This window comes from Citrobacter sp. Ce104, from assembly GCF_030334595.1.
Taxonomy (GTDB): Bacteria; Pseudomonadota; Gammaproteobacteria; order Enterobacterales; family Enterobacteriaceae; genus Citrobacter; species Citrobacter europaeus.
Genome location: NZ_JAOWDP010000064.1, coordinates 30,721 through 45,811 on the forward strand (window position 1 = coordinate 30,721; position 15,091 = coordinate 45,811).

Genomic DNA, 15,091 nt, shown 5'->3' on the forward strand with positions numbered 1-15,091 from the left:
CTCTGCTCTTTCCACCAGTCACCAACCCGAAACGGGCATAAATAAACCCGTTTCGGGTAGCACCTCTATTAGAAATAGTTATCATTTTCAATTCACTATTGTCGGTATTTTTGGCGTTTCGCCGTCTTACAGGGACTCACAACAATGAAAATGACACGGCTTTATCCTCTGGCCTTGGGGGGATTATTGCTCCCCGCCATTGCTAATGCCCAGACTTCACAGCAAGACGAAAGCACGCTGGTGGTTACCGCCAGTAAACAATCTTCCCGCTCGGCATCAGCCAACAATGTCTCGTCTACCGTTGTCAGCGCGCCGCAGTTAAGCGACGCCGGCGTTACCGCCAGCGACAAACTCCCCAGAGTTTTGCCTGGGCTTAATATAGAAAACAGCGGCAACATGCTTTTTTCGACGATCTCGCTACGCGGCATCTCTTCGGCGCAGGACTTCTATAACCCCGCCGTCACCCTGTATGTCGATGGCGTTCCTCAGCTTTCCACCAACACCATCCAGGCGCTTACCGATGTACAAAGCGTGGAGTTGCTGCGTGGCCCACAGGGAACGTTATATGGCAAAAGCGCTCAGGGCGGAATCATCAACATCGTCACCCAGCAGCCGGACAGCACGCCGCGCGGCTATATTGAAGGCGGCGTCAGCAGCCGCGACAGTTATCGAAGTAAGTTCAATCTGAGTGGCCCTATTCAGGATGGCCTGCTGTACGGCAGCGTCACCCTGTTACGCCAGGTTGATGACGGCGACATGATTAACCCCGCGACGGGAAGCGATGACTTAGGCGGCACCCGCGCCAGCATAGGGAATGTGAAACTGCGTCTCGCCCCAGACGACCAGCCCTGGGAAATGGGCTTTGCCACCTCACGCGAATGTACCCGCGCTACCCAGGACGCCTATGTGGGATGGAATGATATTAAGGGCCGTAAGCTCTCACTTAGCGATGGTTCACCAGACCCGTACATGCGGCGCTGCACTGACAGCCAGACCCTGAGTGGAAAATACACCACCGATGAGTGGGTTTTCAATCTGATCAGCGCCTGGCAGCAGCAGCATTATTCGCGCACCTTCCCTTCCGGTTCGTTAATCGTCAATATGCCTCAGCGCTGGAATCAGGATGTACAGGAGCTACGCGCCGCTACCCTGGGCGATGCGCGTACCGTTGATATGGTGTTTGGGCTGTACCGGCAGAACACCCGCGAGAAGTTAAATTCAGCCTACGATATGCCGACAATGCCTTATTTAAGCAGTACCGGCTATACCACCGCTGAAACCCTGGCCGTATACAGTGACCTGACCTGGCATTTGACCGAGCGATTTGATATCGGCGGTGGCGTGCGCTTCTCGCATGATAAGGCCAGTACACAATATCACGGCAGCATGCTCGGCAACCCGTTTGGCGACCAGGGCAAGAGCAATGACGATCAGGTGCTCGGACAGCTATCCGCAGGCTATATGCTGACCGACGACTGGAGAGTGTATACCCGTGTAGCCCAGGGATATAAACCTTCCGGGTACAACATCGTGCCTACTGCCGGTCTTGATGCCAAACCGTTCGTCGCAGAAAAATCCATCAACTATGAACTTGGCACTCGCTACGAAACCGCAGACGTCACGCTGCAAGCCGCGACGTTTTATACCCACACCAAAGACATGCAGCTCTACTCTGGCCCGGTTGGGATGCAGACATTAAGCAATGCGGGGAAAGCCGACGCTACCGGCGTTGAGCTTGAAGCGAAATGGCGGTTTGCGCCAGGCTGGTCGTGGGATATCAATGGCAACGTGATCCGTTCCGAATTCACCAATGACAGTGAGTTGTATCACGGCAACCGGGTACCGTTCGTACCACGTTATGGCGCAGGTAGCAGTGTGAACGGCGTAATTGATACGCGCTATGGCGCACTGATGCCCCGACTGGCGGTTAATCTGGTCGGGCCGCATTATTTCGATGGCGATAACCAGTTGCGGCAGGGCACCTATGCCACCCTGGACAGCAGCCTGGGCTGGCAGGCGACTGAACGGCTGAACATTTCCGTCTATGTCGATAATCTGTTCGACCGTCGTTACCGTACCTATGGTTACATGAACGGCAGCAGCGCCGTCGCGCAGGTCAATATGGGGCGCACCATCGGAATCAATACGCGTATTGATTTCTTCTAATAGTTTATAAAGGGATGCAGCAACCGCATCCCTATTACAACTGAATTGGTATATTCAACAACGACGAAGATACGACCGACTCTACAGTACTGCTGCCCCATATTGAACAAGCCCCTACTGACGCCGAAATCTTAACCGATCATACTGATGTCATTTACTCCACCAGCGTTGAGCCCATTGTGACAGGGCGTAATGCTGCACTGACACAGATTGAGACACAGATACGCCAGCTTAACGATATCACCGAAGTATCGGTGGCAAAACGGCTCTGGACTGGGCTATGAAGCAGGACTTTCGCTGCGGCGGCTGGTTACTGGAAAAAACTGAAACTGCTATGAAAGTCATCACCCGCAACCTCGATCGCGGTATATGGCGGGTCGTGATCGGCAGTGCGAACCAGACGGCAATGGCATACTGGAAACCAATAAAAAAGAAAAAACCCAAGTCGCATAACGACTTGGGTTTCATGTTTGGCGGAAGCGTAGTCCGCCATGTTAGTGTCCACAAAAATCCATTATCGATTTAATTATCCAATATAAAACAATATGTTGTCATTATTTAGTGTCCAGTAACGTCTTGTATATTTGATTGAAATCTGTCATTTTATGCACCACTTAATGCACCATTGGATATTTTATTTATGACAAAGAAAGCTAAAGAACTGTCCGCGCTTGCTGTTTCTAAACTTAAAGCAGATGGTGACTACTATGTGGGGGGCGCAGACGGCTTATACTTACGAATCGTTAAACAGTCCCGTGTATGGTGTTTACGTCTTGCTATGGGAACCCGTATCAACAAAGCAGGTAAAACAGTTCCTCGTCGTTTGAATATGGGGCTGGGTGCTTATCAGGAACTTTCATTAGCAGAAGCTCGTGATAAAGCTCGTGAGATACGTAAGCAGATCAAAAGCGGTATTGATCCATTGGAAGCAAAACATGCTCGTAAAGCTGCTCAGGAAGCTCAAGCACGTAAGCAAAAGACCTTTAGTGAATGCGCCGAAGCGGTGATAGAAATCAAGAGCAATGAGCTAAAGAACAAAAAGCATGTAGCACAGTGGCGATCTACTCTTGAAACGTATGCTTATCCTATCATTGCTGATAAAGCTGTCAGTGCTATCACAAAAATTGATCTGTTAACGATACTCGAACCAATCTGGTTAACAAAGAATGAAACAGCAAGCCGTTTACGTGGTCGTATCGAAGCCATCATTGATTATGCTAAAGCAAAAGAATTTTTTGAAGGTGATAATCCGGCAGCATGGAAAGGCTCACTTAAACCCCTTCTCCCTCTTCCAAGTAAAGTCCAAGATAAAAATCATCATGCAGCTTTAGCATATGAAGAAATAAGCTCTTTCATGTCTGAATTGAGAAAGAAAAAAGGAATATCAGCTCGTGCGTTAGAGTTTTCCATTCTAACAGTTTCCCGTTCAGGTGAAGTCCGTGGCGCTGAATGGAATGAAATAGATCTCAAAGCAAAAACATGGACTATTCCGGCTGAACGCATGAAAGCCAATAAAGAACATCGTGTCCCACTATCTGACGCTGCTATTGACCTTCTAAAGGCTTTACCACATATCAAAGACAATAATCATGTCTTTCCAGCACCAAGAGCCGAAATACTCTCTGACATGTCATTATTAGCAGTCCTGAAACGAATGGGACATGCTGGATTAACTCAGCACGGATTCAGATCTACATTCAGGGAATGGGCAGGTGAAGCAACATCACATCAACGTGAAGTTATTGAACATGCGTTAGCCCATCAGTTAGCTGATAAAGCAGAGGCAGCATACCAACGTGGCACGCTATGGCCTAAACGGGTTGATTTAATGAATGATTGGTCAACTTATTGTTGTCTTTATAACTAACTGATTTTAATTAATTTATTTTTATGGATTGATATTTCATAAAAATAAATGATTTTTTATCAAAAATATGTTGATCGTCATAAGCGATATTCGAATAATAGCCTCATCAACACAATAAAAGGAGCATATATGGATAAGACAACACGACTGATCAGACTTAAAGAAGTAATGAACCGTACAGGCTATAGCCGCTCTTGGATCTATGAACTTATTAAAGTTCATGAGTTTCCGACTCAGATTCAACTCGGCCCTCGTGCTATTGCGTTTATTGAAAGTGAGATCGACGAGTGGATTAATGATAAGATTTATTATTCACGTAATAAAGCCGCATAAGCCACAGAGTGGCCTATATTTTTTCTTGTAATGCTAAATATCTACGATAATAAGCCATAGCACTATCTATGGTGGTATCCATTTTTTCAGCTACCTCACGCCACTTAAGACCAGATGATCTCAATTCAAAAGCAAGCTGTCTTTTTTCTGCCGCTTCTTTTTCATACTGTTCACGAGACATAGCATAATATTTCACTATCGTTTTACGAGACACGCCAGCCATTTTTGCAAAATCTTTTGCTTTTATCTTTTTTCCGTTAATAATCATAATATCTCCCATATCTTATCTAGTTTTGTTTTTAAATTTGTGATTTTTTTCTTTCCTTTATTTTTCATTCCACGATTAGATTGTATCTCAGAAAATTTTTCTTTCGAAAAATTCATCCAAGTCCACTTACATATACTTTGACAGATCTGTTTTATTTCATTGTGAGAAAGTGGATCAGTAGCATTGTTAACGTTATTTAATACAATAGCTTTTGAAAATATATCATTAAAAAAATCATTATATGATTTATTTGATTTATATCTCAAAACATCTTTATATGCTATTTGTCTTAAATCTTCAAATAAATTAACGTTGCGACCCAATCCATATATATCACTTCGATTCTGCTTTTTATTTTGGTTTGAAAAATCTTCGCGGACGAAATCAGATAAATAATTAAGCTCATATTCTGGTATATCATTACATATTGTTCTTGATTCGTTTTTATTTAGTGGGTTTCTCATCAATATATCAGCATATGCTTTATCTGCTTTTAATCTTTCAGTTAGTCCCGCCTGAACATACGCCGCAAATTTCAACGGTTTTATTTTCGCTGCATCAGTTTTCAATACAGGACTTTTTAACGCATACAGAAGATGTGCATGACCATTATTTGTATTTTGAATAATAATATTCGGCTTCGGTAAACCTACTAAATCCCACGCTATTGCTCCGTATTCGTGGTCTACATCGAATACAAGACCGTTAACGAAAGAACGATTATTAAATCCAATATATTTCTTCAGTAGTGCCTTCTCTTTAGGGTTTCGATACACACCATCATTAAAATCATCACAGCATAAAGCATATTCTTGTATTTGACTTTTGTATTTTTCTATATTATAAATATTTTGATTCAATATCATATTAAACAATCCTTATAAGTAATGCTCCTTTTTATTTTCGTTTTAGTCGACTGTGAATAATAGGGGCTTTATTTTTTGTTTTGATTTTACATTCATTTATAATAAATAACAGATATTATATTCTAGTCAAGTGGCACTCTTAACCATATCAGATATTATGAGATTATTGGTTAAAATAAATAACAGGGTGCCTTTTATTCTATGGCACTAATAACAAACACAGTAAATCTAGAACTATAAAATATATAGGGCGAAGCCGGATAAAGTAAAAAGTATAACTAGATCTAAAATATCAAAATATCCCGCGTGCCAGATATCCCATCATAGAAATTTTCCCGCTGTTGTCCGTTCGAGATCCAAATCCTTAACAGGAACAGATCGATATAAAAGATCGATAGATAAATATCGATAGGTTTTATCAATCAAACACCATTGGATCGATCGTTGTTTAATTGGTTTAAACGATCGATTGTTTTATTATGATAGCCATTAACTATCATGATGTGATTTTCGATCGGTACAAACGATATGACTAGACATAAAAATAATTGAATTCTAAGGCGTTTACAGGTCAATCGTAGATCTGTGCTATTTGTGAAGGAAAAGGTATGCGCAAATTTATGTTAGTGGCAGGTCTTGCCGCCCTGCTAACAGGGCTAACAGGATGCGGTGATGATGGCATCTATGGCAACTATATCAATCAACAGTATGGCGTCAGACTTGATATTCAGAAAGACGTGATTAAGTTCAGAAATGGCGTTTTTACTGTTAAAAGCTGGGATGAAAGCCAAAAGCCTGTTTATATCGCAAGAACTCAAAATAAAGATCTCGGTTCTTGGACTTTTAAAATAGAAAAAGTCAAAGGCGGTGTAGTTTACCAAGGTGCAGTTTTTAAGAAAGATTAGAGGATTAGGAAATGGAAAGCAATACCATTCAATGCCCCTACTGTTTAAAAGAAAGCCAGAAAGGGGTTCACGTATGCACTGGCTGTCAAGCAACTGTATTATACGGTGCCCCTCCGGGTTGGTGTGTATTTTTAGTTATATTTGGCACTTTTATAATGTCCATTTTGATCACTATGATTGCTGGAATAGCGGCAGGGACTATAAGTTTACCGATAGTTGGCATTTTAGCTTTTATTGTCAGTAAAATATCTTTTTCTGACAGAATTTCTTTTAGACGCAGAATGTAAAGCTGTCTTCTAAGGTGATGGCTCACAGTGTGAACCATCACCTATCTAAAGTTTTTCTCTCCATTGCGTCATCAAGAAATAAATCGGAACCCACTGATGTAGAAACCTTCAGCGGGACCCCGCGATTTATTTCTTGACGATTTGACCTCCGCTCCAATTTTTACGCACAGCTACCATAATATTTTATTTGCATTTTATTTTCTGTGTAGAGTATTTATTTATGTAGCCGCTATTGACAAGTATGTTAGATCGGTTATTTATCTAAATATAGATTGAGTTCAGCTTTATTTTTGTTTTTCGGAAACTGAGGCAAGGTGTAATAGCGTATCCGCTATTTACCCAATCCTTCGGATTGCCCTATCTCGCTTTGCTCGTAGGGTTGAAAAAGATCTACCCTTCCGCCTGTTCCCCTTATCAAATGGGAGGCGGTAAATCAAACCCCAAAGATTTACTTTGGATATTATAAATAATATTAGGAGTTATACATATGTCGCACGATTTTAGTATTGAAAGAAAAAAAGATAAAAAAGTAGCTTTCTTTTTTGGTTATGCTGACGCTGTTTTTTATAAGAGTTTTCATTGTGAAGAGTATAATAATCATTTTTCAGGTAGCAATGAAGGTAAAACAATAAGTAAAAAGGGAGTGGAAAACGCATTGAATAAAATAATAAATAGCGAGGAAATAAAGAACTATCCAGATCCTGAACGTATCAATGACATTACAGATTTTTATAATAATGTTGTTTTGAAATCAAAAGAAGAAGATGAGTTTTATATTCACTTTAGTTGAGGAAATTAATAGATGATTATAGCAATAGCAATGATGCTTCTTTGTATAATGCTTGGCGGCTTCATGATCCGTAGTTGTATGGGTAAAAAAGACTCTTCAAGCGAAGCAAAGCAATCAATATCAGATGTTAGAAAAATGATAGATAAAAAAGCACTGATTAAATATAAGAGGATTAATAGAATATGAATAATGATGACTTAGAGAAACAAATAAGTTTAAAAATGAAATTTGAGTTATTAGCAAGATTTTTTTATTACATAGAACAAGATAAAGATATATCTTTCAATGAAATTAATATTGATGAACAAAGACTATGCTATTTCGTGGCTCACAGGTATATACAAGAAAATAAAGCTGGTGATCTTCTAAAAACATTGATTAAGGAAAATGATGAAGACTATATAAAAGCAATTAAGGATTACATATGTTAAATACAGATAGAAAAAGAGGTCGTATAAATTTAACCTCGGAGGAACGAAGGGATATATCTATACAGTTCAGAGTAAACAAAGCAGAGTTTGAATATCTAAAATCATTAGTTTCAGCATCTGGCCTTGAAAGAGGCCATTACATCCGAAGAGAAATATTAAAGTCTGAACCTGTTGTAAGAAGAAAAATGCCCGAAGTTAATCAAAAAACTTATATACAACTTTCATCGTTAGGAAACAATATAAATCAAGCAACAAAAAAACTAAATAGCAATGAATACTTTGATAAAAATGAAGTTGATAAGCTTAATTTTAATATAAAGCAAGTTAGCAGAAGGATAATAGAAATAAACAAGGATCTAAATTATGAAGGGATACGTAGCGAAGTCAGGTAAATCATTTAAAAACAGAGTTAAGTATATATTAAAAGATGATCATGATTTCATTTGTAGCAATATGTCAGCAGATAAAAATAATGTTAGTGATTTAACTGATGAGTTCAAAGCTGTAAGCAATTTTAGACCTGATATAAATAAACCAACTTTTCATGCGTTTTTATCTCTTCCAAAAGATGAGAAGCTCACAGATGAACAATGGCAAGAGATAGCAAAAGACTATTTGAAAGAAATGAATATCGATATAGACAAACATCAATATATTTGTGTGCGTCATAAAGATACTGATAAAGACCATATCCATTTAGTAGCGAATCGTGTCGGCCTTGATGGTTCTGTATGGCACGGTCAGCACTCAGCATTTAATACAATAGCAGCTTGTGAACGTTTAGAAGTAAAGCACGGCTTAACCATTACACAGGGACTTAAAGGTCAAAAATCAGACGTATCAGCACCAACCAAGAACGAGATCGAGCAAGCTCTTCGTACAGATGAAAAACCAGCTCGTATCGTGCTACAGAACGCCTTACAGGCGGCTATGACAGGAAAACCAGACTTAGAGACGTTCGTAGAACGTCTGCAGGCCGTAGGCATTGAACCAAGGTTCAATGTTGCCAGCACTGGCAACGTGGCGGGCTGTTCTTTCAGTGTGGACGATGTGGCATTTAAAGGCTCACAGTTGGGTAAAAAATACAGTTGGAACACTATCAAAGAGAAGGTGAAATATGACAAAAATAGAGATGATGAACTCGTTAGGAGATTCTCAGCAAGAAAAGATGATGAACCAAATAGTATTGGACGATCACCTATTGAACCAAATATCAATGACATTAGAACCTCTGACGGAATCGATGATGATATTATCAGAGTCGGTCAGTACAGCATTAAACCAGACGCAACAGACACTAACAAGAGTGAACAACTCATTAGAAACAACAATAACAGCTTTAAACTCAGCGAAAAATATAATAGATCAGCAAGCTCTAAAGTTAGAAGAACAACACAAAAAGCTACACAAATACTCAACAGAGTTAAAAAACAATACAATAAAGAATCAATCAAGACTTATAATAAAAGTAGCTTTAATCATGGGTGGGATAAATTTAGCGGCGGTTCTATTGGTAGGATACTTGATCACGCAGAAACAGCCAACGCAGCAACCCATCAATTTAGACTCAAAGGCCGTAGCAGTTTCAATAGTAGAGCAACTAAGATCGAAGAGGTAAGAGTAAAGTTAGGTATTAAAAAAACCGTTATTCACCCGAATAACAAAGAAAAAATCATAAATGAAAAAATAAAGACTAAACCATCATATATGATTGGTTATGAGAGTAGATTTAAAATCAGATTAAATGAATATATTAATAGTAGAACTACAGAGCAAAAAACCTCACAAATGGATAAAAACTTAAAAATAAGATATTATAGACCATAATAGGGTCAGATTGGTTATATCTGAAGATATATCTATCAACAATGCGGGGTTTTATATTTACTCTTAATATTTTCAATATAGATCAGTGAAACTGCAAATATTATTTATATCTGCAGTTATTTGATACTCAAAACTAACCAACTAACAATATAATTACATACTTATTTCTATATATCTTATTTGTTCAGCATTCAATGTTTCACAAATTTTTCTATATATATCCACAACTTTCTTGCACATCAAAAAGTGAAACCGGTGATCATCTGTCGTGACCGGGATAGACTTTTTTAAAAATACGCTAACGCCATCTATTGTATAAGTTATATCTTTATCTTTTGTATAGAACCCTAATGTGTGAATAGTGTTTCTTATTTCCCTGAGGACATCAATGCATTCGATATACTTAATTTTATCCTGCTTTGTTATTGGGCTTTTAGCATTAATACAAAGATTTAATACTGCATTTATCTTTTCTTTAGCAGGTATATTACCTCGATAATGCTTTGTTTTTTTAGCTATTTTTTCTTTTTTTTCCTTAAGATAATAAACATCAGAGAGGAACATTTCAAGAGCAGAAAAAATAGCAACTGAAAAGTCTAAAATCATACTTCCAATGATTTCATCATTTCTATTGACATATAAATCTTGGATTTCTTTTATTGCATTATCCTTTCGAGGAAAATTATATTTTTCTTCTATCAATCCCTTGACACATACACTCATAGTGAGTCTAATGGGATCCCTGCCATTTAGAACAACTAGAGACTCGTCATTCATAAAGTTATATATCAATAAATCAATGCTATGTAATAAAGAGGAATATATGGAGTGCTGCCGATAAATTAATCCATCCAGTGGTCGAGGGGTTAAGTTTTCCTGCTCCTCAAGATAGCCCATTACCGTATCTCTTAACTTGTATAACTCCATTATTCTTAGCATTGAATTTTCATCGAAGTCCTTATTTATTAATAAATTGAGATCATTAACAGTGTCTTTATTATTACTGATTTTTAAAAAATCCATTTAAATAACCTTATTCAAAAATAATGCTACGAAAATAAACTAGAATATGCTTCACTAAAGTTGTATCAATGCCATAATGATCAATATTTTACAATTAAATACTTATTATAGATGTCACTTTTCGCACATTGCTTTCTGTGAAATTAAACATATCCCAACCTCTTAAATAGATTCATTTAGTATTCAAGATTTAATGATTCTGGTAATGAATCGCGCTGTTCAGCTGTGTAAGTGTGTAACTTAGTTTCAAAACCTAATACATCCCCTTCCATTGTAAGGAACCTGCCTTTCTCAGCAAAAAACATAGGGTTTATATCTCTGCGGACAATATCTGCAAACCAATTTGCTGATTTTGTAGCTTCTCGTAGCATCCTATGGCAAAACTTGATCCATTCTATATACTTGTCAGCGTCTTTATCATAGTTTTCATTCCAACCCCCAGTTTTATAAAATTTGTGCGGGTAATAAATATCTCCATGAAGTTCTGCATGTTCCATAAACGTTTGAGCGGCTATATTTAGAGTAATAGAAAATGTTTCCGTCGCTCGTTTTAGTTCTTGAAATTCATCAGGCCATATTGTAGCAATAACCTTTTGTCTAAATTCGAATATTTTATCAGGTAAATCACTCGGCCATGTTGGATCTGGTGATAAAGCAAAGCTAGTCCAATTCTGCCAATTTTCTAAGCGACAATCATTAACTGCAGCATCGATGATCGTTGTAACTGAAACTTGTTTTGCTATTTCAAATATATCTTTAACGCTGCTGAGGGTTTCTGACACCCATAATTCGTGTGCTGATTTAACTTTATGTAATTTTTCAATTGGCCAATCATCTTCATTGCTATCTATTTCTGTATGATGATTTGGACAAAGTAAAATGAGATTATGGTAGCTATTCCTGTCTTCCAAGCTTAGAAGTGACTTACCTCTTGCTGCAGTTCCTTTCTCCCCAACAATATGTGCCTGCTCTCCAAGAGTGAATGAAGCCGTTGAAGCATTCTTATCCTGTGTCAACTCGATCTGGCAAACAGCGCAGCGGTTGCCAGAGCGGCCCCATAACAGTTTGATATCTTTCTGGTTTATTGCCATATCTGCATCCTTTATTGCAATAATAGTTTTGTAAATATCCTAACAATAAGAAACCCTCTGAACACCATTGTCAACTGCTGTTATTGATATACGTAGTTTGAATTGGTCAGCCTAAGGCGATGATAATTTGCAGATTGTGAGTAAAAAGACAGATAATCTTCGTGAGTATTACCAAAGACAAGATGGGTAATTTCCATTTATTATTAGGGTATCCTTCCTATTATCGGATCAGAACCGGATTAGAGTTTCAGAAGCAGATCAAGAAGAGCAGAAGATTCAGATCTCGCTAAAAACAATCTTCTCAGTGGGAAAGGTAGCAAAATGAAGAAGTTCAGATGCAAAAAAAGCCCGTTTACACGGGCTTTTTTTGCACCATCTGATGCACCATAAAATCAAAACCATGCTTCAAGTTATTGATTTTATTACAAATTTGGCGGAAGCGTAGAGATTCGAACTCTAGAACCCTTTCGGGTCGCCGGTTTTCAAGACCGGTGCCTTCAACCGCTCGGCCACGCTTCCAATGAGGCGCACTATAAACATCCCGAACGGACCTGTAAAGCACCAATGTGTTCGTTTGCCTGAAAAACAGCCAAAATGTTATTAATCGACTGAAATAACAACAAATTGACCGTTTATTCAGCACAAATGCAGGACTGCAGCACTCAATGTTTTTTGATGAACATATCTTTGGTGTAGTAGTTTCCCCGGTTATCCGGCGCAAATCCCCCCACCCACGGCTTCACGAGATGCGTACGGACATAGTGGTAAACAGGAATCGCTGGCACATCCTCGCCTAAAAGGTCTTCAGCCTGCTGGTAGTATTTGCCTCGCTCCTGGAGCGAAGTTGCTTTCGCTGCATTTCGCATCGCTTCGTCAAAGGCGGGATTACTGTACTTCGTTGTATTTTCACTATCACCGGTACGGAAAATATTGAGGAAGCTTGAGGCATCATCATAATCGGCTATCCACGCATAGCGCACGACGTCAAAATTACCGGTATGCATAGTATCCAGCATGGTTTTCCATTCCTGATTTTGCAGTTTCGCCTCTACGCCAAGATTTTTCTTCCACATTGACGATGCGGCAATGGCAATACGCTGGTGCGTTTCGAAGGTGTTGTAGAGCAGATTTACGTTAAGCGGATGTTCAGGGCCAAAACCGGCTTCAGCCAGCAGTTTCTTCGCTTCGGCAATACGTTTTTCGAGCGGCCACGACGCATATTCCGGCGCATGCAGTTGAACTCCCCCTATTTCCGGCTGGCTGATAACCCACGCCGCGCGTTGCCCCTGCCCCATCACCTTTTGCGCAATGATGTCTTTATCTAACGCCATATTTAGCGCCCGGCGCACGCGCGGGTCATTAAACGGCGCTCGGGTCGTATTGAACTGATAGTAATAAGTCGAAAGCTGAGGTGAAACATGGAGTTCATCGCCCATCGTCTTCTTCAACTGCGCGAACTGATTGACCGGTACGCTATACACAATGTCGATTTCACCAGCCTTATAGCGGTTAACGTCAGCGGACTCGGAACTGATGGGCAAATAGGTGACCTTATTAATAATCGTGTGCCGATCGTCCCAATAATGTGGGTTACGCTCGGCAACAATGCGCTCATTGACCACCCACTGCGATAATTTGTACGGTCCGCTACTGACAAAATGTTCTGGTCGGGTCCACTTATCGCTAAAGCGGCCTATTAGCACTTTATCCAGCGGGACCAGCGACGGGTGCGCCAGCATCGCCAGAAACGCCGCCGTCGGCTGCGTCAGGATAATCTCCAGCGTGTTGTCATCGAGGGCTTTTACCCCCAGCGTGGCGGGATCTTTTTTCCCTTGAGCAATATCGAGGGCGTTTGCAACATGCATATTGCCCAAATACGAAGAATAAGGTGAAGCCGTTTGCGGCGAGACCAGGCGCTGCCAGCTCCAGACAACATCCTGCGCGGTAATAGCAGAACCATCTGACCAGGTTATGCCCGGGCGCAAATGAAAGGTCCAGACGGTATTGTCTTTGTTCTCCCAGGACGCGGCAAGACGGGGTTCAATAGACCCATCGGGCTTAACTGCCACCAGTCCGTCGAACATATCGCTGATTAAATTAAACTCAACGTTGCTTTCAACTTTATGCGGATCCAGCGACGCTGGCTCGCTGCCGTTATTTCTGACCAGTTCCTGTTTTTCTGCAAGTAGTGTTCCTGCGGGAACATTAGCCGCTCTCGCCGCGCCGTTAATAGACATCAAACAGACAGCTAACAGCGTAAACGTCAATATCTTCGATTTATGTTGAATCATTCCCTTTACCTTATTGCTCTGTTTTATGTAGACACCGTTGTCACTGTCAGAGAGATTCGGGAATAACGCAATATTTTTCAGTTACCTGGCAGATGTGGATCTGACATTTTTGCACATACAGTGCTAACATCTGATTCGGGAGCTTTTGTTGAAATAATATGCTTAAGCCCGGCGGGTTAAAATGCGTAAAGATGGGTAAAACCGCTGTGTCATTCCCCTTGATTTCATTATCCTCCATCATTAATTACATCTGTCATAAGAGAGTGACTCATGGATCGTATTATTAGTTCTTCGCGCGATCGTACATCGCTACTCAGCACGCATAAGGTGCTGCGCAATACCTATTTCCTGCTCAGCCTGACGCTGGCGTTTTCGGCGATCACTGCGACTGCCAGTACCGTACTGATGTTGCCTTCTCCGGGACTTATCCTGACGCTGGTGGGTATGTATGGTCTTATGTTCCTGACTTATAAAACGGCTGATAAACCGGTTGGTATTCTGTCAGCTTTCGCTTTCACCGGCTTCCTGGGCTACATTCTGGGACCGATACTGAACACATACCTGTCTGCGGGCATGGGTGATGTTATCGCCATGGCTTTGGGTGGTACGGCGCTGGTCTTCTTCAGTTGCTCGGCCTATGTACTGACCACACGTAAGGATATGTCCTTCCTCGGCGGTATGCTGATGGCAGGTATCGTGGTGGTGCTGATTGGTATGGTTGCAAATATTTTCCTGCAACTGCCGGCGTTACATTTGGCGATCAGCGCGGTATTTATTCTGATTTCTTCAGGCGCAATCCTGTTTGAAACCAGCAATATCATCCGTGGCGGTGAAACCAACTACATCCGTGCCACCGTCAGCCTGTACGTTTCGCTGTACAACATCTTCGTCAGCCTGCTGAGCATTCTGGGCTTTGCGAGCCGCGATTAAGATGTCCACTCGCATT

At 40.6% G+C, this 15,091-nt stretch carries 16 protein-coding genes, 1 tRNA gene and 1 pseudogene; 12 read left to right on the forward strand and 6 right to left on the reverse strand.

Annotated elements, in window-relative coordinates; genetic code table 11:
* Window positions 1-144 precede the first annotated feature (144 nt).
* From fyuA to OGW16_RS10800, 4 genes and pseudogenes are all read left to right on the forward strand, one after another.
* Window positions 145-2,166, forward strand: coding sequence for a siderophore yersiniabactin receptor FyuA (gene fyuA, locus OGW16_RS10785; protein ID WP_286518407.1), 2,022 nt, complete (start codon window positions 145-147; stop codon window positions 2,164-2,166).
* 101 nt (window positions 2,167-2,267) lie between these two features.
* Window positions 2,268-2,542: pseudogene (locus OGW16_RS10790) on the forward strand (DUF4942 domain-containing protein); the annotation flags it as partial.
* 264 nt (window positions 2,543-2,806) lie between these two features.
* The gene (locus tag OGW16_RS10795) at window positions 2,807-4,033 is read left to right on the forward strand and encodes a tyrosine-type recombinase/integrase (RefSeq protein ID WP_286518409.1); all 1,227 of its coding nucleotides are present in this window, start codon (window positions 2,807-2,809) and stop codon (window positions 4,031-4,033) included.
* Between the two features lie 129 nt (window positions 4,034-4,162).
* A complete protein-coding gene (locus tag OGW16_RS10800) occupies window positions 4,163-4,366 on the forward strand; it encodes a helix-turn-helix transcriptional regulator (protein WP_102752318.1) in 204 nt (67 codons plus the stop codon).
* A gap of 13 nt (window positions 4,367-4,379) precedes the next feature.
* On the opposite strand, the gene OGW16_RS10805 is transcribed toward OGW16_RS10800, so the two are convergent.
* On the reverse strand, window positions 4,380-4,634 hold the full coding sequence (locus OGW16_RS10805) for a plasmid replication protein (protein WP_102752319.1): 255 nt from the start codon (window positions 4,632-4,634) through the stop codon (window positions 4,380-4,382).
* A complete protein-coding gene (locus OGW16_RS10810) occupies window positions 4,631-5,500 on the reverse strand; it encodes a replication initiation protein (RefSeq protein ID WP_286518410.1) in 870 nt (289 codons plus the stop codon). The genes OGW16_RS10805 and OGW16_RS10810 overlap by 4 nt, the downstream gene beginning before the upstream one ends.
* Before the next feature lie 608 nt (window positions 5,501-6,108).
* Between OGW16_RS10810 and OGW16_RS10815 the strand changes: the two genes are divergently transcribed.
* The 7 genes from OGW16_RS10815 to OGW16_RS10845 all read left to right on the forward strand — a co-directional run bounded on the left by OGW16_RS10815 (window position 6,109) and on the right by OGW16_RS10845 (window position 9,740).
* Window positions 6,109-6,405, forward strand: a complete 297-nt coding sequence (locus tag OGW16_RS10815) for a hypothetical protein (protein WP_286518411.1) — start codon at window positions 6,109-6,111, stop codon at window positions 6,403-6,405.
* A gap of 11 nt (window positions 6,406-6,416) precedes the next feature.
* The gene (locus OGW16_RS10820; protein WP_286518412.1) at window positions 6,417-6,692 is read left to right on the forward strand and encodes a hypothetical protein; all 276 of its coding nucleotides are present in this window, start codon (window positions 6,417-6,419) and stop codon (window positions 6,690-6,692) included.
* 487 nt (window positions 6,693-7,179) lie between these two features.
* The gene (locus tag OGW16_RS10825) at window positions 7,180-7,482 is read left to right on the forward strand and encodes a hypothetical protein (protein ID WP_286518413.1); all 303 of its coding nucleotides are present in this window, start codon (window positions 7,180-7,182) and stop codon (window positions 7,480-7,482) included.
* Window positions 7,483-7,494: 12 nt separating this feature from the next.
* Entirely contained in the window at window positions 7,495-7,668 is a 174-nt protein-coding gene (locus OGW16_RS10830) for a hypothetical protein (RefSeq protein ID WP_165755345.1), read from the forward strand.
* A complete protein-coding gene (locus OGW16_RS10835; protein WP_286518415.1) occupies window positions 7,665-7,913 on the forward strand; it encodes a hypothetical protein in 249 nt (82 codons plus the stop codon). Before OGW16_RS10830 ends, OGW16_RS10835 begins: the two co-directional genes overlap by 4 nt.
* Window positions 7,907-8,305 carry a plasmid mobilization protein gene (locus tag OGW16_RS10840; protein WP_286518416.1) on the forward strand — a complete coding sequence of 133 codons (399 nt, stop codon included), beginning with the start codon at window positions 7,907-7,909 and terminating at the stop codon, window positions 8,303-8,305. Before OGW16_RS10835 ends, OGW16_RS10840 begins: the two co-directional genes overlap by 7 nt.
* Window positions 8,277-9,740, forward strand: a complete 1,464-nt coding sequence (locus OGW16_RS10845) for a relaxase/mobilization nuclease domain-containing protein (RefSeq protein ID WP_286518418.1) — start codon at window positions 8,277-8,279, stop codon at window positions 9,738-9,740. The genes OGW16_RS10840 and OGW16_RS10845 overlap by 29 nt, the downstream gene beginning before the upstream one ends.
* A 153-nt stretch (window positions 9,741-9,893) precedes the next feature.
* Here the strand turns inward: OGW16_RS10845 and OGW16_RS10850 are convergent, their stop codons facing one another.
* The 4 genes from OGW16_RS10850 to OGW16_RS10865 form a co-directional block, all read right to left on the reverse strand.
* Window positions 9,894-10,763, reverse strand: a complete 870-nt coding sequence (locus OGW16_RS10850) for a hypothetical protein (RefSeq protein WP_286518419.1) — start codon at window positions 10,761-10,763, stop codon at window positions 9,894-9,896.
* A 176-nt stretch (window positions 10,764-10,939) separates the two neighbouring features.
* On the reverse strand, window positions 10,940-11,854 hold the full coding sequence (locus OGW16_RS10855; RefSeq protein ID WP_286518420.1) for an HNH endonuclease: 915 nt from the start codon (window positions 11,852-11,854) through the stop codon (window positions 10,940-10,942).
* Window positions 11,855-12,285: 431 nt separating this feature from the next.
* A tRNA-Ser gene (locus OGW16_RS10860) sits at window positions 12,286-12,373 on the reverse strand.
* A gap of 143 nt (window positions 12,374-12,516) precedes the next feature.
* Window positions 12,517-14,145 carry an ABC transporter substrate-binding protein gene (locus tag OGW16_RS10865; RefSeq protein ID WP_075144909.1) on the reverse strand — a complete coding sequence of 543 codons (1,629 nt, stop codon included), beginning with the start codon at window positions 14,143-14,145 and terminating at the stop codon, window positions 12,517-12,519.
* 270 nt (window positions 14,146-14,415) lie between these two features.
* Between OGW16_RS10865 and yccA the strand changes: the two genes are divergently transcribed.
* A complete protein-coding gene (gene yccA / locus OGW16_RS10870) occupies window positions 14,416-15,075 on the forward strand; it encodes an FtsH protease modulator YccA (protein ID WP_043015806.1) in 660 nt (219 codons plus the stop codon).
* Window positions 15,076-15,091 lie beyond the last annotated feature (16 nt).